This window comes from Mesorhizobium sp. LSHC420B00, from assembly GCF_000503055.1.
GTDB lineage: Bacteria > Pseudomonadota > Alphaproteobacteria > Rhizobiales > Rhizobiaceae > Mesorhizobium.
The window spans coordinates 60,418-79,162 of sequence record NZ_AYVY01000036.1 but is presented as its reverse complement, the minus strand read 5'-3'; the positions used below and the strand labels follow the sequence as shown (position 1 = coordinate 79,162).

Here is an 18,745-nt window from a genome sequence, read left to right as displayed (position 1 = left end):
GGCCGGCGGCGCCCGGTCCGGCCGCCATGTCGGCAGCGGCACGTCGGCATATTCCTGCCCGGAGGCATCGAGCATCGCCTTCGGCTTCGGCCCCGTGGCGCCGCCGAGGCCGACGGCGATCAGCGTCGGCACATGGTCGAGCTTTTCCTGATAGGGCGATTTCGGCACGTCCTTGCCCTTGTCGCCGACGGCGGGTGCGGCTTCCGACTGCTCCTCGACCGGCTTCTTCTTGCAGATCTCGTCGTTCATGTCGTTGGCCGACATGGTGTCGCCATAGGCAGGCAGCGCTGCGACCGTCAGCCAACTCGGGGCCGGGGTTGCAAAGCCCTGGTCGAGCAGTTTTGCCGCCGCCTCGGCGCGGGTGACGGCCGATTGCTCGCCGAGCACCACGGCGACCAGGGTGCGGCCGTTGCGGGTAGCCGAGCCGATCATGTTGAAACCGGACGAGCAGACGAAACCGGTCTTCATGCCGTCGGCACCCGGATAGCGGCCGATCAGGAGGTTGTAGTTGGAGATCGCCTTCTTGCCGACGGCAAGGCCTTCGATCGAGAACCAGGGGGCATATTGCGGAAATTCCTTGCGGATCGCCATCACCAGCAAAGCGAGATCGCGCGCTGTCGTATACTGGTCCGGCGAATAGAGCCCGTTCGGATTGACGAAATGGGACCCGCTCATGCCGAGCCTCCGCGCCTCCGCATTCATGCGTTCGGCAAAGGCCGCTTGCGAACCGCCGATATTCTCGCCGACCGCCATGGCGATATCGTTGGCCGATTTGACCAGCATCATCTTCAGCGCATTGTCCAGCCGCATCACCGAACCCGGCTTGAAGCCCATCTTGCTCGGCGGCTCGCCGGCGGAATGTTTCGTCACCTTGATCGGCGAATCGAGCTGGACCTCGCCCGCGGCAATCGCACGAAACGCCACATAGGCGGTCATCAGCTTGGTCAGCGATGCCGGGTACCAGCGCCTGAACGCCTCCTGATGCTGCAGGATCTTGCCGCTGTTCAGGTCGAACAGGATGGTCGGATTGGCCAAGGCAGGCCCGGCCAGCGCCGCAAGCACCACCGCGCCCGCCACCAACAGTTTGAGGAAATGCCTATAGCGCATCATGAAAACCGAAATAGCCTCTTGCCGCAGTCGCCCCTGGCTCCGTAAGATTTCGTTACACGATCGCCAGGATAATGGTCCGGCTCTCTGTTCCCGGACCACAGTCGCGGTGCTATTTACTCTATGTGACGTCAACATGGCAAAGTGCTGCCGATCACAATGTGGAAGCAGCAGCACAATGCAAAGCAGCGTGCATGGTTGCAGGGCAGCAGGCACAATTGCACAGCAGCAGGTCAAGACCGCCTGCTCCAACAGCGAAATGGAACCATCATGCCGATCCTGAACCGAGCCGCCGAAATGCAGGATGAGGTGGCCGGCTGGCGCCGCCATTTGCATCAGACGCCGGAGCTGAATTTCGACGTCTTCAAGACCGCCGCCTTCGTCACCGAGAAGCTGAAGGCTTTCGGCTGCGACGACATCGTGACGGGTTTGGGCAAGACCGGCGTCGTCGGCATCATCCGCGGCCGCCACGGCGAAGGCTCGACGATCGGCCTGCGCGCCGACATGGACGCCCTGCCGCTCAACGAGTTCAGCGGCAAATCCTATGCCTCGACCGTCCCGGGCAAGATGCACGCTTGCGGTCATGACGGCCACACCGCGATGCTTTTGGGTGCCGCCAAATACCTCGCCGAAACACGCAATTTCGCCGGCTCCGTCGCGGTTATCTTCCAGCCGGCCGAAGAGGGCGGCGGCGGCGGCAACGAGATGGTCAAGGACGGCATGATGGAGCGCTTCGGCATCTCCAAGGTGTTCGGCATGCACAACATGCCGGGCCTGCCGGTCGGCCAGTTCGCCATCAGGCCGGGTCCGATCATGGCGGCGACCGCCGAATTCACCATCACCGTCAAGGGCCGGGGCGGCCACGCGGCGATGCCGCACGGCACCATCGATCCGATCGTCATCACCAGCCAGCTTGTCGGCGCATTGCAGACGATCGCCTCGCGCAGCACCGATCCGGTCGAGGCGGTGGTCGTCTCGGTGACGAAATTCCATGCCGGCGACGCCTATAACATCATTCCCGAGAGCGCCGAGATCGCCGGCACCGTACGCACGCTGAAGAAGGAGGTCGCCAGGAAGGCTGAAGAGCGCATCCGCGCGCTTTGCCAAGGCGTGGGCGCTGCCTTCGGCGCGACAATCGAGGTTGATTACAATGCCAACTACCCCGTCACCTTCAACCATCCGGAAGAGACGGTCTTTGCCAGCGACATCGCGGCCGACGTCGCCGGCGACAGCCATGTGCACCGCGCCATCCAGCCGGTGATGGGCGGCGAGGATTTCTCCTACATGCTGGAAGCGCGGCCGGGCGCCTTCATCTTCATCGGCAATGGCGATACCGCCGGCCTGCACAACCCGGCCTACGACTTCAACGACGAGGTCATCCCGCACGGCATGAGCTATTGGGTGAAGCTGGCGGAGACGGCGCTGGCGGCGTAGCCGTTCGGCATCGGCGGTGCGGCGACCGCCGCACCTCTGGGCGGCAAAATCGGGCAGGACATGTTCTGCTGGTCACTTCCGGCCGGACGACTTCCGGGCAAGGCCGAAGGCAATGCCCAGAGCAATACCTATACCAATGCCCGCAACAATGTTGTCCAACACGACGCCGATGGCCACGCCGATCACGACGCCGAGTGTGAGGTGTTTGGCATCCATTATGCCCGGTCATGTAGCGTGGAAGGGAAGAGCCGCAACCGCTACGGTCCGCTCTTCGGATCCTCGACCTCCAGCGCCTCCATAACCGGCGCCAGCTCATTGTCGTCGGCAGCCTGCGGCTCTTCGCCTGTCCTTGCCTTCTTCAGGGCTGCCTCGATCGCCTCCTGGATGTTGCCGAGCTCGTCTTCGCGAACCTCGTGGCCGTAGCCGGCAGCATCGGCATCCTGCTCGAATTGCTGCGCCAGGACGGCGACGCTCACCTCGCTCTCGGCCGGCAGATTGCCGACATTCTCCTGCAGCCAGGTTTCAAAGAACTCTTTTGTGGCGCTCATGCGGTGTCTCCTTCGGGACACTAAAGCGCGCCGGCATCCCGAAAGTTCCGCTATCTTAACCGTCTTTGCACCGCTCGCCATGTCGGCTACGCAGGAACCCGCCGCTTCAACCAATCGACCATTAGCGTGGTGACTTCGCCCGGCTTCTCCTGCTGTGACCAATGTCCACAGCCGGCGACCACATGTTTTTCGAGATCGGCGATGTGGGCGTCCATTCCATCCATCATCGCTGGAGATAACACGACGTCGTCCTCAGCGCCGATCATGAGCGAAGGCACTTTTATCGTCTGGTCGACATTCAAGCCGGCTCTCCAATTGCGGGACAAGTTGCGGTACCAGTTGATGCCCGGCGTGAAACCGGTGCGCCCGAAGCTCTCGGCATAGAAAGCAAGCTCGTCTGGCGTCAGGATCAGCTCGCCGGGCAGCGTCTTCGGCTCCGGTTGCGAGAGCGCCTGTAGGAATGTCATGTGTCGGGCCTGCGGCGGCAGCTTGGCGTATTGCGCGGCGGTGATAACACCCTCGCGCATATTGCTCCTGAACACCCGCGCCACGTCGTGCGCCATCAAACGGTCCGCGAGATCACCATCTTCGAACATCAGCACATACATGTCGGGATTGTAGACTTCGCGCATCTGCGCGATCGGGTCTTTTGCCGGGTTGGCCACGAACGGCTTGTCCGGGGCGGTCAGCCCCTTGGTGAGGCTCGGATGCAGCCACAGCATTTCATGGGGAATGAATGGCGTGTTGACACCGATGACGCCAGTGACCCGGCTCTGATGCAAAAGCGGCATCTGCCATGCGACCAGGCCGCCCCAGTCATGGCCCGCGAACACGGCCTTTTCGACGCCGAGAGCATCGAGGAGACCGACGAGATCGCCGGTCAGGTGGACCATGTCGTAATCCTCGACCTTGGACGGCCGGTCGGTCAGACCATATCCGCGCTGGTCGGGAACAATGACGTGGTAGCCGGCGGCCGCGAGCGGCGCGATCTGGTGACGCCAGGAAAAGGCGAGTTCGGGAAAGCCGTGCAGCAAAACAACCGCCGGTCCCTTGCCGGCTTCATAAACAGCCATATCGATGCCGTTGGAGCGAACGTATCGGACCGGCGGCATGGCCGGCGACGCGCCAAAGACCGGCAGGCAAGGCGCAAGAAGACTGCCGGCGGTGCCGAGAAGCACCGCCCTGCGGGAAAGGGTGATCATGGCAGAAGTTTCCTTAGCTGCTCGAATTCTGATCGAATGACGGCCGGGCAGGCCGAGACGTCTCGGCCGGCGCGGATCAGCACGAGAATGCCTTGGTAGAGAAGCAGAAGCCTGACGACGTGGAGATCGACCTGACCTCCGCCGATCTGGCGCTCCACGACCTGCCGGATGGCGGCTTCCAGCACGGCGAAGCCTTCCGCGAGACCTTCCGAGGCGACCGACGGTTGCGCACCGAACTCGACAGCAGCATTCGTTAACAAACAGCCGAGGTCGCCGGATTCCGGGGCGGGCAGCAACAACGACAGGAACAACTGTTCCAAACCATCCAGATCGCTTGCTTCGCCGATGTAGGTCTCGATACGGTGTCGGATGACGGCATCGATATAGTGGCCGAAGGCCGCCCGATAGAGACCTTCCTTGTCGCCAAAGGCATTGTAGATCGAGCCAGACGTCAGGCCGGTGGCATCGCTCAGATCCTTGATCGAAATTCCCGCGAAACCGGCCCGTCGAAACGCGTTCATCGCGTCACCCAGCACAGTGGCTTCGTCAAATAGTCGCGGTCTGGTCATGGAGCCCAATGTAAAATGATCATTCTAGAATGAGCATTTTACATCGCCAGTCAAGCGACTCTTTTTGCAAAGACAGCTCGATGGGCACACAGGCACGCCAGCGATGCCAGGTTGCATCGCGATCTCCCGGAGCCTGGCCCTTCTGTGAGATTAAAAACCAGGCGGCGTTGGCGCCGCCTGGCCCGGCTGCTTACTGGCTGGCAGCAGTCGTCGGTTCGCACGACACGTTCGGGTTCATGTCGGCGAACGCGCCGGTCGGGTTGCCCTTCCAGGCCCAGACATGCAGCTCGTAGAACGGGCCGAGGCCATAGCGGTTGGGCGCGCTGTTGAAGTTGAACAGATGCCCATCGAGCGATGCCGGGCCTTTCGAGGTGATGTATTCGACCGCGATCAGTTTTAGCGTGCCGTCGGCCATCGGCTCGTACATCACCGCTTCGGGCTTGGCGACATCTACAGCGTCGTCCTTGAGGTAGCCGGGATTGACGTAATGGATGCCCATGGCGCCGCCGGTGATGCCGCTGGCGCAAGGAATGGGCGCATAGCCCTCGGCGGTCGCCGCCGCCACATTCTCGAAGCGGCTGTTGGCGGCTCGCACCTTTTCGGCCAGCGGATTGGGACCGGACGCGGGCGCTGCCTGATGCGCCTGCGCCAACGCAGTGCAGGCCGCCAGCAGCGCCGCGGCAGCGAGGAATTTGTTGCGAAAGGTGATTGTCATAGTCATTCCATTCTTCTTGAAAAGCACAGCCCGGCCGGCCGCCGGAAGTAAGGAGGTCCGGCAGGTGGGCGCTGTGGCTGTTGTTGCTGGGAGATCCCTGTCCCGATGCGACGAATGCAGGGGAAGATCATCCCTTCGGCAGATACGGGATGGTTCCGGCCAGATCGGAGTTGTCGATCAGCTGGAAACGGCTGTCGCTGCCGCCCTGACGGGCCGAAACGAAGGGTGCGTAGGCAGGATCGTCGGTGAAGGCGCGCGCCGCGGCCTCGGTCGGGAACGCCATCAAGGCAATCAGCGTCGTGTCGAGCGGCTTGCCTTCGAGCGTCTTCACATTGCCGCTGCGCGACAGATATCTGCCGCCGTGCTTGTGAACGAGGTCGTGGACCGACGCGGCATAGGCCGGCATCCACTTCGGGTCCCTCACCTTGATGTCTGCGATAACGTAAGCGGTCATGGGTCATGTCTCCTGGTCGTGCACAGGGATATCCCGTGCAGCGGCAGAGGGGTCGCATGGCAAGGCCGGCGCCAGCCAGTCCGCGATCTGTACTGGTGCGGCGAATTCGAAATTCGCATTCACTTTGGAGCAACGCAGCGAGCGAATTTCGGATTCAAAAGCCACACCAGCAAGTGCTTGGATTTCCAGTGTGGTTTTGGATTTGAAGTTCCTAACGCTGATGCCACCCAGAAAGCAGGAACTTCAAATCCACCACACTTGGGCCGGTACAGTTTCTGTACTCGCCGCACCGCTGGGAAAGGCCTATGCTCCCGGCTGAATTTGAGGGGAAGGCAACATCATGACCCAGGCCGGATACAAGCAGTTCTGCCCGTTATCGATGGCCGCGGAGGTGCTGTGCACCCGCTGGACCATGGTTCTGCTTCGCGAATTGGTGGCGGGCTCGACCCGTTTCAACGATCTGCGCCGCGGCGTCCCCAAAATGTCGCCGACCCTTCTGTCGCAACGGCTCAAGGAGCTCGAGCTGGCCGGGATCGTCGAGCGCAAGGAGGTGCGCGGCGAGAAAGGCATCTTCGAATACCGGATGACCGAGGCAGGCAGGGATCTGCGGTCCGTCGTCGAGGCGATGGGCTTTTGGGGGCAGAAATGGGTCGAGTCGCGGCTGTCGCTGAAGAACCTCGATCCGTCGCTGCTGATGTGGGACATGCGGCGCAATCTAAACGCGTCGCCGCTGCCCGACGGGCGCACGGTGATACAATTTCTGTACCAGGAGCTCCCCGCCTCCAAACGGTCGTGGTGGCTGATCGTCGAGAAGCACGGCGAGGTCGACCTCTGCTGGTACGATCCGGGGTTCGATGTCGATCTCTACGTCTCGACCGACCTGCACACCATGACCGAAATCTGGATGGGGCTGATCACCGTCGAGAAGGCCGGGCCGAAAGTCATTCTGACGGGCGATCAGGATATCGCCCGCAAAATGCAGACTTGGCTGGGCCTGAGCCCGTTCGCTGTCGAACCCAAGCGAGCAGCCTAGCTGCCTCTTGGCGAAACGATCCGAAGCGGTTATGTGTCGGGCGCGATGGTCCCGTAGCTCAGTAGGATAGAGCGGCAGATTCCTAATCTGTAGGTCACAGGTTCGATTCCTGTCGGGATCACCAATTTTTTCAAGCGCTTAGCCAACAAGCCGCCGTACTTTTTGGTAAATTAGTACGGCAATTAGTACGGCGAATTTCGCATGAACTTCGGCTTCAGCTGCTCAATCCAACCGAGTTGTGGATTTCCATGATTCTGGAATTGAGTAGATTGTTGGGACGGGCGGCCACCGATGTCGCTTCAGGTGGCGATTTGAGGTGGGGTCTGTCGAGACGCAATGCCGCGCCTCGGCAGGCATTAATTTTACGATGTTTTTTCTAGTCTAGGAGCCCACAGCGATTTGTATCACAGTTTGTATCTCAGTCCGTATCGCACGAGGCTGACCTAGCCACCTGGTAAAATGGCACGTCTTACGAGGCCTGAGCCGTAATCAATGTTGTCGTGCCAGCGCTACATACGGTCCCTTGCACGTTTGGTCTGGAACGACAGCCATGGAGCCGAGAGCGGACTGGCAGCTCCTAGGTGTGGATCACGGAAAAGTTCGCATTCGACGATTAAGAGCTGGATGACTGCTACCGCCCCCCATTTCCGACATTGATGGATGGGACGCGCGTCCCATAAGCAGCCAACGTCAGTGCCGAGGCTGCAAGGTCAAAGGGTGGCTTTCAGTAGGCCGGCTGTGGCTGCCCTCGAAAAATGCGGTACTGCTAGAACGAAATTTGTTGCCGAGGACCTGATCTGCAGCGCCATACTCTCACAGGGTCCTCAGCTCCTCGTCGGCAATCGCGGCTTGGATCGATCGACAGATCTTTCAGCGAATCTACAAATTTGAAGGGGCGCTTACCGGCGCAACCTGATCGCCACGCTTCAGGAACGCGAGGTTGACCGTGCCGGTGGGGAACTGGCGGCGAAAAAGGCACTGCCGTTCCGAGCTGCCGCCGAGGGCGAAACCGTGACCGGCACCTTCACCGGGGCCGCGCAGCTATCCAGTGGCAAGTTCGCCATCGTCGAGAAGTCCCACGAGTTCACGCTTGTCCCGTGGCGGCCAGTCATCGACCGCCAGCTCGGCCGCGAGGTCAGTGGCATCGTGCAGGGCGGATCGGTGTCCTGGCAGTTGGGGCGGCAGCGGGGATTGGGGCTTTCGCCCTCAAACCCCTTGACCGACTTCACTGAGCACCCGTCGCAGCCATTGATGCCCTGGGTCGGCGTCGTGGCGCGCATGCCAAGTCTGCACCACTCGAAATGAAGGAATATCCAATGGCGGCGGAAAAAGTCGGAGCGGTAGCCGCCCTGCCAACGGCGCGAAGAGACGACGGGGTTCCGTTGCCACGAGCTCGGAGGCATCGACCAGCATCGGTGCCATCAAGAAGTGGCCGACCGTCACGACGACATTCCTCTTCAATCCTTTCTCGGTGAGCACAGCATCGACATAGCCGCTCGGATTGCCCTTCATCGAAACCTGAAGATGGCGCAGCGAGAGATAGCGGTCGAGGTCGAGACTATCGGCCAGATCGGTGTGATCGCCGCGGCCAGCGCAGATGAAGTCCTCTTCGTATAGCAGTTCTTCTCGCATATGGGTCGGCGGCTGGGGGAAGTTGCCGGCGATGAGTTCGACTGCGCCGTCGTCCAGCATCGGCAAACCGACGCTGCGGCTCGTGTTGCGGACCACCAGAGAAACGCCTGGTGCTTCGCGGCCGAGCCGTGCAGTCAGACGCGGTAGCAGCACGAAAGCGGCATAATCGGAGAGACCGACCACGAATTGCCGAGTGCTTTCGGTCGGATCGAACGAGCGCCCGCCGAGCAGGACGCCTTCAACCTGTTCGAGGATCGACCGAACACTCGGCGCAATGTCCTGCGCCAGTGGCGTCGGCGTCATGCCGCGTGGGGATCGGACAAACAGCGGGTCTCCGAACAGAGCCCGAAGGCGATTGAGCGAATGGCTGACCGCCGGCTGGGTCAGCCCAATCCGCTCGGCCGCGCGCGTGGCGTGCCCTTCGGCAACGAGGGCGTCGAAGACGACCAGCAGATTGAGATCGACGTTAGCGATATGAATCTTCTTCATCACGGCGATGCTAATAATGAATTGGATTTATCGCAATCGCCGATGCAAGGTCTGACCTGAAATAAAGCGGGGGCGGGCAGAGTTAGAGAACATGAGTGTCAGGTCCCACCACCGCAGCAACGGGAAGAGTAAGTTCTCGCCGACGCTTTATTGAGGCTGCCTTCATCGCAGCAAGTTCTTTCGCCATCAGTCGGAGCGGGCAAGCCATGGCCTCGGAAACTCATGAGGATCGATTTTCACGCGGCCTGGAGATGCTCCGCCGGATCGGCGGGGAGAATTTCGATGGACCGATCAATGCTCTGGCGGAGACCTCCGCCGATTTGTCGCGCTTCACCGTCGAATATCCCTATGGCGATGTGTTGTCCCGCCCGGGGCTGGATCTCCCGCTAAGGCAGCTCTGCACCGTCTCGATGCTGCTGGCCGACGGAAGCGCCCAGCCGCAATTGAAGTTTCATATCGCCGGCTTTCTCAATGCCGGCGGCACCCCCGAAGCGATCGTCGAACTGCTCTTCGTCTCGGTCGCGGTCCTGGGCTTCCCTGCAACCGTCAATGCCGTCGGCATCGTCCGGTCGGTATTCGCCGAACGCGAGCTGGCATTTCAGCCCATCAAGCCCGCGACGGGTGACGGAGCGGGACGCGGATGGGCCGGACGCGAGATGCTGGAGCGGCTCGTAGCGGGCGACGCCCAGGGCTATTTTGACCGCTTCGCCGGCACCGCGCCCGACCTCGCGCAGCTTTCGATCGATTTCGGGTTCGGGGAGGCGCTGGCTCGGGACGGCCTCGATCACAAGGCCAAGCTGCTCGCGATCACGATTTGGCTTTCCCGGTCCCGATCGACATAGGTCCGCGACCTTCGACCCACCATGAAGCATCGAATTTTCGACAGCGAATGTATAGCGCTTATCCGGCGCGCATGTCGCTCTGTTCGAGCCTTTGAACCCCGGCGCTGACACGGATGTGCTGGCAGCATTGGGATCTTTCCGGTTCGGATGGAAAAGATGCAGGAGGGGGCGTCAGCGTGCTCCTGCGGAAAGCCGCACCCCCTCATGCAAACGCAGCCTCCCCGCGTGGGGAGCGCTTGCCTGCGCTACGGCGGCGGCTTTCCATGCGAGCCGCTTCAAAAATGATGCTGCGAAACGGCTCCGGCTTTATCCGACGAACGCCTCACGCATCCGAGCGAACATGCCTGGCTGTCTCCCGGCAATCGCCGCACGGATGTGACGGGCGGCCGTTACGGCGCTCACCGTCGCGCCGAAATGACAATAGCAGATGATCTCATGCAATTGCCTGTCGGTCAGTTCGAAGAACCGCTTCGCTTCGCCGTAGTTGTCGTTTTCCAACCCGGCGGCGCGGAGGACAGGATCCTCGAAAGCGACTGAGATCGGCGAGCCGTCGCCGCGCAGGGCCCCGCGTGATCTAACCGGCTGATACTCGGTCTGGTGTAGCGTCGAGAGTCGCCGGTCAGGGTTCCGTTCAAGGAGCTCCGCCCAGCGTTCAAGACGTTCGCTGCGCGACATGGCCTGGCGCAGGTAGTCCTGATCGATCTCGGCGACGATCTGCAGTTGCTCAAGCGTCTGGTGCTTCATTTTAGCCTCCTATTCGGACGATAGTTGGCCCACCCATATCCTTCTTATACCTGCGGCCAGCGTGACTCCGACCGATCGTGAAGTCCAATCACGATGATGCTGGGAGGGCTTCCCCCCACGAAAATGCGGAGGCTTCGCAAAGATCCGGCCATTAATTTGGCGAACGCGGTCAAATGCGCGGCTGTTCGACGATGTCGGTCTGGAGTCCGTGCCGATCGAGGTGATCGACGGGCAGAGTCTGTGCTGGAGTAGCCCGGCTCCATCGCTGGCCGGGCAGCGGGATCAAGCGAGTGGCAGTTTAGCTTCGAAACCGCCGAAGGCCGGGCTGATGCGAGTTCTCCGCCCGGTCGTTGGGCCCTTGTGGCTCCAGTGTACGACTTCCGGCATGACCTGGCGCCTGGCTACTCCGTAGGATCGCAGTTTGTCCGTGTCGAAACCATTATCGAAGTTACCCGGCCCGATGGCGGAGTGTTGCGGATTTCGCGATCCAAGGACCGGTCCGTCCAACAACCAACAAGTTGCGCGGAAGCCATCTCAAAAACGGTCCAGGCTGTGCGTCGTCAGGATGGTAGCCGAACCAGCGAAACAGCCAATCAGGTGTCCCTTCCTTCGACCTTTAGAGACTGAGCAGTCAGCTGCCGCCAAGCGAGAATGACGATCGCTCTCACTGCTGCGGCGCTGGTATCGGTGTGCCGCCAAACCAACCAGCCGCATACGCAATCACGACCAATACCACGATCACGGCTACCACGCCGTACCAGAGGCGCCTGTCCTTGAGATCCATCGTTACCTCCTGCCCGCTACGTGTTGGCCACTGGGCGAATTCCTTGAGCCTTTAGCCGTCATTTCCCAGATGAGCGACCCATTTGCCGTCTGGCAGGCACACAGTAGGCTGGATAAGGGGTCTTTGAGAAGCGCGCAATACGACCGCGCCGGCATGATCGCCAGCGGCTGCGACCGGCGGCGGCAGGCGTGCTCGACGAGTGGCGTTGCGGCATGGATGTCAAAAGATCGGCGATGCCATCCAGCGCCTGTGTGATCGATGCGGCGCGCGTTATCCTGATCTTCCAGCACGGCTCCGCGCAGCCGCACCCCTCATTAGACCGTTTCGAGACGGCTGAACCGAACCGGGATGAGTTTGCGAGTCTTCAGTTGCCCTGCCGCATCCTTGTCGATGACCGTCAGAAACTGTGCATTTTCAGATCCCAAAGGCAGAACCAAGCGTCCTCCCGGCTTGAGTTGCTTCAGTAAAGCCGGCGGTGTCCGCTCAGCCGCCACCGTGACCAGGACCTTGTCGAATGGGGCGTGCTCAGGCCAGCCGCGAGACCCGTCTCCGACACGAATGCCGACATTGGAGAAGCCGAGACCCTGCAGGAGAGCCTCGGCATGGCTTGCGAATTCCTCGATGATTTCGACGCTCCAAACTTGCCCGGCAAGGTCCGCGAGGATTGCGGTTTGGTAGCCTAGGCCGGTGCCGATCTCGAGCACTACCTCGTGCGGTTGCGGCGCAAGGAGATCGGTCATGAGAGCAACGATGAAGGGCTGCGAGACGGTTTTATCAAAGCCGATCGGCAGCGGCATGTCTTGGTAGGCATAAGGCGCAACTGATGCTGGCACGAAGAGATGCCGCGGTATCCGCCTCATCGCCGCCAATACCCGCTCATCGAGCGCCGCCTTGCCAAGTTCTTCGCTTGCAAGATCGGTGTGAATTGCAATCATCTCGACCATGTGCCTGCGTAGAACCGCGAGATGCTCTTCGTTCATCGGCTTCATGACGGTGGGGCGCTCCTCAACCAGTCTGCTGCCTCATAGCCTTATACCCTGTTCGTCTTGTCACAGTAACCATGTCGTCGAGAACGCGGCTTCGGTTGGGGCGGGTTGTACCGCCCTGCTATTTCGTCGCCGTCCTTGGTGCTCTCCCGTTCCTCGCACCGGGGTGGAACGGCGTGCGCATCAGAAGCTCGCCAGCCAGGCGACAACATCGATATAGCGGATCGCCAGCCAATTGAGCACCAATAGGCCGAAGGCCAAAACGACGCCGAACCCTGCGCTGTCGTTCACCGGCTCCATCCCGTGCTGATCGTGCGTGATCTGGCGATTGACGATGGCCGAACCTGGGCGAGCCAGCAGCGCGATTCGCGCTGCAGGCCGGCCATACGATAATCAGCGTTAGCCCGCGTGGCGCTGCTGAGAAGAACCGGAATTTCGTGATGGCTTGCCGCCGCCATTGGCGCGGCACTGGGGGACTGGCTGTCCTTCTGGATCGGCAAACGGCTTGGAAAGCGGGTTTCGCACTATTGGCCCCTCTCCTGTTCTTCGAGCGGTGGGGGGTCGCCGGCGCTTCTTCGGTCCCTTGCGTGCATCCGTACCCATGGTGGCGGGCATCTGCGCGATGCCCGCTCTGACGTTTCAGTTTGCCAATATCGCTTCGGCTCGCCGGAGTTCGTAGCCGACGTTGCACGGTTTTTCGACGTCACGAGAGGACACGTCTTGCTCGCCGGTCCCAAGACGATCGCGAGCGTTCCGGATTTTGCTCGCGCGGATCGGGAACTTGTCGTCGTTCGCTCCAGTATGGATCCCGAGGACACGCTCAAGCGCTTTGCCGGCCGTGTCGTCTTCATCGGCGGCGGTCCACCGGTCTGGGACGCCTACGCGCGCTTCGTCAGCCACTGGGATGTCACGCGGCTGCCCTATGACGGGCCGGCGGACCGCTGGTTCGATGCAAGATGGCTTACGGGGTGGCGAAGTTGCCAGAAATCACCGCGACCAATGAAGGCTCGGCTCGTATCGATCTGGGATTATTTAGACCACCTCGCGACCCAAGTTCCAGACCGCATTTTATGCAACTTTACATCGAACACAGAACCGACAGCGGCGCAGCTTGCAATTATTTCGCCGAACGGCGTCACACGGTGATGGTCGTGCAGCACCAGCCCGCGCACAAAACGATCGCGGACTCCTTCCTGCAACTGGTGCAATCCCCGAAAGTCCTGCGGAACCGTTTGCGGAGGCCTTCACCTCGATACCGACGACCCGACCGCGTCGATCCTCGATCACGACGCCGACCTCGTCCTGATCCTTGGTCCGGTAGTGTGAGAAAGACACCCGTCGCTCTGACCACCATGCGAGCTTCAGGAATTCCGACACCACGAACCTCTCGAGCAAAGCACCGAACCGCGATCGGTCCTACGTTCTTCGTCTACGGCCGCTCACAAGATTGTCAACAATCTGACAAAGTTTTGTTGACAGGTGATTGATTTGAGCCTTCACTCACAAAATCCGCGTATCGGTCGAGTTCTGTCGCAACAATGCGCGGCCTCCAAAGGGGAAAGAACAATGATCAACAGACGTTCAATAATCACATCCGCGGCGCGCGGCGCCGTCTCCGCGCTGGCAATCATGGCCGGCGGCACAATAGCGGTGCACGCCGCCAACAAGGAACTCAAGATCGGCTTTGTCGGCGTGACGAGTGGCGCGGCCGCTGCGTGGGGCACATCCAACGTCCGCTCGATGCAGACGCGCGCCGCCTGGATCAACGAAACCGGCGGTGTGAAGATTGGTGACGAGACCTATGACGTCAAAATCGTCACCTTCGACGACCAGAAGGACCCGAAGCGGGCGATCGCCGGCATGGAGAAGATGGCCCAGGAGGGCATCCACTATGTCGTCGGTCCGAATGTCGACGACGGCGCGGCGGCGGTGCGTCCCGTGGCAGAATCCAAGGGCATCATCTATTTTCCCTACGCATTCCCGAAGGAACTCTACACCCCGCCGGCATCCAACGCCGTGCTCGGCATGATCGCCAACTACCAGTCGGCTCCGGCGATCTACAAATATCTCATGGAAAACAGGGGCGTGAAAAAAGTTGCCTTTGTCGCCGCCAACGAATCCGATCCGCTGAGCCAGCGGGATGGCGGTGTTGCCGCGGCAAAGGCGCTCGGGCTCGAGGTTGTGGCTGCCACGGATGTCTACCAAAACGACACCCGCGATTTCACGCCGGTACTGACGCCGATCGTTTTGCAAAAACCGGACCTGCTGGTGCTTTCGGGCGTCGCGCCGGGCAATGCGCCGCTGCTGATCCGCGCCGCGCGCGAGCTCGGCTACGAAGGCCTGATCTCCACCGAAACGGCGCAGGATGCCAAGGTGTTGGAAGAGGGCGCGGGCGAGTTGGCCAACGGCTTCATCTCGGTCGGCGGCGCATCGACGCCCGAAATCGCGTCCGACACGATGAAGGAATTCGTCGAACGCTATACGAAAATGTTCGGCGAATACAATGACGAGTCCAACACCAAGGTCTACGCGCTCGAATACATCATCGAGACGCTGAAGGCGAACCCGGCCGCGATCGACAATGTCGAGGAGTTCAAGAAGACGATCGACACTTTCTCGGCGCCCAATCCCTATCTGAAGGACGATGCCAAGCTGACCTATGTCGGAATGACGTCGTTTGGCCAGAAGCGCCAGCTTTCGGTCCCGATGGTGGTCACGGAATACCGCGACGGCAAGTTCGAGACGCTCTTCGTCGCTCAAGTCGATTGACGCAACTGCACTGAAGCGGATTGCCGCAGAGACTCGAGCATTCGTCTTCAGCCTCTGAACGGCCGGAACCATCCTGATGGAACAAGTCATCGCCAACGGGCTTTATCTTGGCGCGCAATACGCGTTGATCGCGCTCGGTCTGACCCTGATCTTCGCGCTAATGAACGTGCTTAACTTTGCCCATGGGCAGATGTACGTTCTCGGCGGCTTCGTCACCTACACCGTCTATGGCCAGCTCGGCATGCCTTTCGTCGTCGCGCTCGTCGCGTCCGGGGTCACGCTGCTGGTCATTGGAGCGCTTGTCGAGAAATTCCTTTTCAGGACGGTGATTAAGCGAAGCGTGCGGGAGGAAAGTACGATGCTTCTCGCGGCGGCGGTCGCATTCTTCCTCGACGCCGTGATCCTCCTCCTGTTCGGCGAAAAGCAGCGCGGCGTGCCGAAGATCGTCAAAGGCGTCTTCGTCTCCGACAGCCTCATAATGCCTTACGACCGGCTGCTGGTCGGCGCACTCGCCATACTGTTCATCGCCTCCTTCGTGCTTTTCATGCAGTACAGCAAGCCGGGACGCGCCATGCGGGCGCTGGCGCAGGACCGGGTCGCGGCGCAGCTGATGGGCGTCGAGGTCGACCGCTATTCGATGATCGGCTTTGCGCTCGGCGCCATGCTTGCCGGCATAGTCGGGGGGCTGCTGGTCGCCATCACCGGCGTCAATTCGGGCATCGGCGGGCCGATCTCGATCAAGGCGTTCTTGATGGTGATGATCGGCGGGGCCGGCGTGGTCAGCGGAGCGATCGCCGGCGGCTTCATCCTCGGCATGATGGAATCGGTCGGCCTGACGGTGCTACGCCAATATGGCGACGTCACTTATCTCGTCATCTTCGCCGCGCTGATGGTGTTCCTGAGCATCCGCCCGAACGGGCTCATGGGCAAGCCGTGGGGATGATGGACATGAAGCGTACACGCAACATCCTCGTCGTCGCTGTCTTCCTGCTGGTCGTACTCGTCGGCGTGCCCTGGCTGATTGAGGCGACCGGTCGGCTCGACCTCTACTACACGCTGACCTCGGTCGCGCTGCTCAGCATCGCCAGCGCCGGGGTGTGGGTGACTTTCTACATCGGCCGCATCAATATCGGCCAGGGCGCCTTCGCGCTTATGGGCGGCTATGTTTCGGCCATTCTTGTCGTCCAGTACGGTGTGTCGTTCTGGCTGACACTGCCGCTGGCTGGGCTATTCTGCGCCGCTGCAAGCGTGCTGATCGGACTGCCCATCCTCAGGCTTCGCGGCGTTTATTTCGCCATGGTCACGCTGGTTTTGACCGAAGTGGCGCGGCTGCTCGCGCTGGCGCTGCCGATCACCAACGGAGCCAAGGGCATGGTCAGCATTCCGCTCCCCGGCGGCATCTCGATCTTCGGGCTGACCATCCTTCCAGATTTCGCGGCGCTCCCCAATCCGCGTCCCGCCTTCTATCTGGTGTCGGTTGTGCTGATGGCGCTGTGCTTTGCGGCGCTCTACCGCCTAGTCCATTCGCGCATTGGCAAACTCTGCCAGTCGTTGCAGCAGAACGAGGAACTGGCCTCCTCGATCGGCGTCAACATCGCCTATCTGCGCGTTATCGCCTACGCCTTCTCCTCATTCCTCGGCGGTCTCGGCGGTGCGATGTTCGTCGCCATCTCGCAGTCGATCTATCCGTCGAGCTTCACCGTCACCGACTCGGTGAACTTCATGCTGAACTGCTTCCTCGGCGGGCTCGGCCACGTCTTCGGGCCGATGATCGGCACCTTCGTGCTCTATTTCGGCTGGGATTTCCTGTTCGAGACCGGCGAGTTCCAGTTGCTGATCTTCTCTTCGGTGCTGATCGCGCTGATGCTGTTCCTTCCCAACGGCCTGCTCAGCCTCAGGCTGTTCGGCAAGAAGCAGGGCTAGGACCATGACTGAGCTTCTCCAGATCAAGGCCGTGAACAAACGCTTCGGCGGGCTGGTCGCGGTCAACAATGTTTCCTTCGCGGTCCGCGAACGCGAAATCCTCTCCGTCATCGGCCCCAACGGCGCCGGCAAGTCGACGCTGTTCAAGTTGATTTCCTCTTTCCTCAATCCGACCTCGGGCGAAGTGCTATTCCGGGAAGAGCGGATTTCAGGCCTGGCGCCGCATATCGTCGCCCGGAAGGGCGTGGTGCGCACGTTCCAGGAGACGACGATCTTCAAGGGCATGACGGTGCGCGACAATGTCATCATCGCGCATCACCTGCGTTCCAATGCCAGCCTTGCCGGCTTCTATCTCGGCACGAACACCGCACGGCGCGACGAGGATGAATTCGGCCGCTCGGCCGACGAGATCATCGACTTCCTCGATCTCGGCACGCAACGGCATGAGATCGCCAGCACGTTGCCGCACGGCCATCTGCGCGCGCTCGGGATTGCCATCGGGCTCGCTACCAACCCGACCGTGCTTCTGCTCGACGAGCCCTTCGCCGGCATGAACCATGACGAAACCGTGCGCGCGGTGGAGATGGTGCGCGGCGTGCGGAAGCGCGGCGTGACTGTCCTGCTGGTCGAGCACGATATGCCCGCCGTCATGAACATTTCCGACCGCATCGTCGTCCTGAACTTCGGTGTGAAAATCGCCGAGGGAACGCCGAAGGAAATCCAGGAGAACGAAAAGGTCATCGAGGCCTATCTCGGCGTCGAAGATGAGACGATCGGATTTTAGCCATGAGCGAACTGCTGAAAGTCTCCGACATCGAACTCTACTACGACCATGTCTATGCACTGAAGGGCGTGTCGCTCAACGTCAACGAGGGCGAGACCGTCGCGCTGATCGGCGCGAACGGCGCGGGCAAATCCTCGATCCTGCGCGCCATCACCGGCCTGAAGAAAGTCCGCAGCGGCGAGATTCATTTCCGGGGCCACCGCATCGACGGAACGCGCCCGGACGAGCTGGTCAGGATGGGCATCGCCATGGTGCCGGAGGGTCGGCGCGTCTTTTCCTACATGACGGTGCGCGACAATCTGATGATGGGCGCCTTCACCCGCACCGACAAGGCCGAAATCGCCAGGACGCTGGACATGGTGCTCGCGCGCTTTCCGCGCCTGAAGGAACGCTATTCCCAGACGGCGGGCACGATGAGCGGCGGCGAACAGCAGATGCTGGTGATCGGGCGGGCGCTGATGGCCAAACCGAAGCTTCTGCTGCTCGATGAACCCTCGCTCGGCGTCGCGCCGAAGCTCGTCCAGGACATCGCCCGCTCCATCGTGGCGATCAATCGCGACGAAAAGGTCAGCGTTCTCTTGGTCGAGCAGAATTCGCGCATGGCGCTGCGCATCTCGCAGCGCGCCTACGCACTGACGACCGGAAAGATCGCGCTGGCCGGACATTCGGCTGAGCTGCTTGGCGACGACCGGGTCAAGAAACTCTATCTCGGCGGCGAAATATGAAAGCG

General features: G+C 61.2%; 19 protein-coding genes, 1 tRNA gene and 3 pseudogenes. 11 read left to right on the top strand and 12 right to left on the bottom strand.

Annotated elements, in window-relative coordinates; all coding sequences use genetic code 11:
* Positions 1 to 1,107 (bottom strand): D-alanyl-D-alanine carboxypeptidase family protein (locus tag X760_RS69770; protein ID WP_023722347.1); only part of this gene is annotated, 1,107 nt, incomplete at its 3' end.
* 270 nt (positions 1,108 to 1,377) lie between these two features.
* Here X760_RS69770 and X760_RS69765 point away from each other — a divergent pair.
* Complete coding sequence (locus X760_RS69765) at positions 1,378 to 2,541, top strand: M20 aminoacylase family protein (protein WP_023722346.1); 1,164 nt, start codon at positions 1,378 to 1,380, stop codon at positions 2,539 to 2,541.
* Between the two features lie 72 nt (positions 2,542 to 2,613).
* On the opposite strand, the gene X760_RS77475 is transcribed toward X760_RS69765, so the two are convergent.
* The 6 genes from X760_RS77475 to X760_RS69740 form a co-directional block, all read right to left on the bottom strand.
* Positions 2,614 to 2,757 carry a hypothetical protein gene (locus X760_RS77475; protein WP_198023575.1) on the bottom strand — a complete coding sequence of 48 codons (144 nt, stop codon included), beginning with the start codon at positions 2,755 to 2,757 and terminating at the stop codon, positions 2,614 to 2,616.
* Between the two features lie 41 nt (positions 2,758 to 2,798).
* Positions 2,799 to 3,089, bottom strand: coding sequence for a DUF768 domain-containing protein (locus X760_RS69760; protein ID WP_023722345.1), 291 nt, complete (start codon positions 3,087 to 3,089; stop codon positions 2,799 to 2,801).
* A gap of 86 nt (positions 3,090 to 3,175) precedes the next feature.
* Positions 3,176 to 4,201 carry an alpha/beta hydrolase gene (locus tag X760_RS69755; protein ID WP_023722344.1) on the bottom strand — a complete coding sequence of 342 codons (1,026 nt, stop codon included), beginning with the start codon at positions 4,199 to 4,201 and terminating at the stop codon, positions 3,176 to 3,178.
* A gap of 86 nt (positions 4,202 to 4,287) precedes the next feature.
* Positions 4,288 to 4,812 (bottom strand): TetR/AcrR family transcriptional regulator, encoded by a 525-nt coding sequence (locus X760_RS69750; RefSeq protein ID WP_051409761.1) that lies wholly within the window; start codon positions 4,810 to 4,812, stop codon positions 4,288 to 4,290.
* Between the two features lie 238 nt (positions 4,813 to 5,050).
* Positions 5,051 to 5,581 carry a hypothetical protein gene (locus X760_RS69745; RefSeq protein WP_051409763.1) on the bottom strand — a complete coding sequence of 177 codons (531 nt, stop codon included), beginning with the start codon at positions 5,579 to 5,581 and terminating at the stop codon, positions 5,051 to 5,053.
* 121 nt (positions 5,582 to 5,702) lie between these two features.
* Complete coding sequence (locus X760_RS69740; protein ID WP_023677873.1) at positions 5,703 to 6,029, bottom strand: DUF1330 domain-containing protein; 327 nt, start codon at positions 6,027 to 6,029, stop codon at positions 5,703 to 5,705.
* A 340-nt stretch (positions 6,030 to 6,369) separates the two neighbouring features.
* Between X760_RS69740 and X760_RS69735 the strand changes: the two genes are divergently transcribed.
* The 3 genes and pseudogenes from X760_RS69735 to X760_RS75620 form a co-directional block, all read left to right on the top strand.
* Entirely contained in the window at positions 6,370 to 7,062 is a 693-nt protein-coding gene (locus tag X760_RS69735; RefSeq protein WP_023722341.1) for a helix-turn-helix domain-containing protein, read from the top strand.
* 47 nt (positions 7,063 to 7,109) lie between these two features.
* Positions 7,110 to 7,186: transfer RNA gene (locus tag X760_RS69730), tRNA-Arg, on the top strand.
* A gap of 776 nt (positions 7,187 to 7,962) precedes the next feature.
* Positions 7,963 to 8,256 (top strand): annotated as a pseudogene (locus tag X760_RS75620) (DUF3363 domain-containing protein); the annotation flags it as partial.
* 12 nt (positions 8,257 to 8,268) lie between these two features.
* Here the strand turns inward: X760_RS75620 and X760_RS69725 are convergent.
* A complete protein-coding gene (locus X760_RS69725) occupies positions 8,269 to 9,183 on the bottom strand; it encodes a LysR family transcriptional regulator (RefSeq protein WP_023722340.1) in 915 nt (304 codons plus the stop codon).
* Positions 9,184 to 9,389: 206 nt separating this feature from the next.
* Here X760_RS69725 and X760_RS69720 point away from each other — a divergent pair, with 206 nt between their 5' ends.
* Positions 9,390 to 10,025: a carboxymuconolactone decarboxylase family protein gene (locus X760_RS69720; RefSeq protein WP_023722339.1), complete on the top strand. Its 636-nt coding sequence runs from the start codon at positions 9,390 to 9,392 to the stop codon at positions 10,023 to 10,025.
* A gap of 306 nt (positions 10,026 to 10,331) precedes the next feature.
* Here the strand turns inward: X760_RS69720 and X760_RS69715 are convergent, their stop codons facing one another.
* The 3 genes and pseudogenes from X760_RS69715 to X760_RS69710 all read right to left on the bottom strand — a co-directional run bounded on the left by X760_RS69715 (position 10,332) and on the right by X760_RS69710 (position 12,542).
* Entirely contained in the window at positions 10,332 to 10,769 is a 438-nt protein-coding gene (locus tag X760_RS69715) for a hypothetical protein (RefSeq protein ID WP_023722338.1), read from the bottom strand.
* A gap of 301 nt (positions 10,770 to 11,070) precedes the next feature.
* Positions 11,071 to 11,198: pseudogene (locus X760_RS75615) on the bottom strand (IS6 family transposase); the annotation flags it as partial.
* A 669-nt stretch (positions 11,199 to 11,867) separates the two neighbouring features.
* Positions 11,868 to 12,542 carry a protein-L-isoaspartate(D-aspartate) O-methyltransferase gene (locus X760_RS69710; protein WP_023722337.1) on the bottom strand — a complete coding sequence of 225 codons (675 nt, stop codon included), beginning with the start codon at positions 12,540 to 12,542 and terminating at the stop codon, positions 11,868 to 11,870.
* A 663-nt stretch (positions 12,543 to 13,205) separates the two neighbouring features.
* On the opposite strand from X760_RS69710, the pseudogene X760_RS0139885 reads away from it, so the two are divergent.
* Positions 13,206 to 13,505, top strand: a pseudogene (locus X760_RS0139885) (diacylglycerol kinase); the annotation flags it as partial.
* A gap of 102 nt (positions 13,506 to 13,607) precedes the next feature.
* On the opposite strand, the gene X760_RS75610 reads toward X760_RS0139885, so the two are convergent.
* Positions 13,608 to 13,916 (bottom strand): DUF4143 domain-containing protein, encoded by a 309-nt coding sequence (locus X760_RS75610; protein WP_245278745.1) that lies wholly within the window; start codon positions 13,914 to 13,916, stop codon positions 13,608 to 13,610.
* A 189-nt stretch (positions 13,917 to 14,105) separates the two neighbouring features.
* On the opposite strand from X760_RS75610, the gene X760_RS69705 reads away from it, so the two are divergent.
* The 5 genes from X760_RS69705 (at position 14,106) to X760_RS69685 (ending at position 18,740) form a co-directional block, all read left to right on the top strand.
* The gene (locus tag X760_RS69705) at positions 14,106 to 15,308 is read left to right on the top strand and encodes an ABC transporter substrate-binding protein (RefSeq protein WP_031195079.1); all 1,203 of its coding nucleotides are present in this window, start codon (positions 14,106 to 14,108) and stop codon (positions 15,306 to 15,308) included.
* A 76-nt stretch (positions 15,309 to 15,384) separates the two neighbouring features.
* On the top strand, positions 15,385 to 16,251 hold the full coding sequence (locus tag X760_RS69700; protein ID WP_023722333.1) for a branched-chain amino acid ABC transporter permease: 867 nt from the start codon (positions 15,385 to 15,387) through the stop codon (positions 16,249 to 16,251).
* A 5-nt stretch (positions 16,252 to 16,256) separates the two neighbouring features.
* Positions 16,257 to 17,231 carry a branched-chain amino acid ABC transporter permease gene (locus X760_RS69695; protein ID WP_023722332.1) on the top strand — a complete coding sequence of 325 codons (975 nt, stop codon included), beginning with the start codon at positions 16,257 to 16,259 and terminating at the stop codon, positions 17,229 to 17,231.
* Positions 17,232 to 17,235: 4 nt separating this feature from the next.
* Entirely contained in the window at positions 17,236 to 18,015 is a 780-nt protein-coding gene (locus X760_RS69690) for an ABC transporter ATP-binding protein (RefSeq protein ID WP_023722331.1), read from the top strand.
* Positions 18,016 to 18,017: 2 nt separating this feature from the next.
* On the top strand, positions 18,018 to 18,740 hold the full coding sequence (locus tag X760_RS69685; RefSeq protein ID WP_023722330.1) for an ABC transporter ATP-binding protein: 723 nt from the start codon (positions 18,018 to 18,020) through the stop codon (positions 18,738 to 18,740).
* Positions 18,741 to 18,745: the final 5 nt, after the last annotated feature.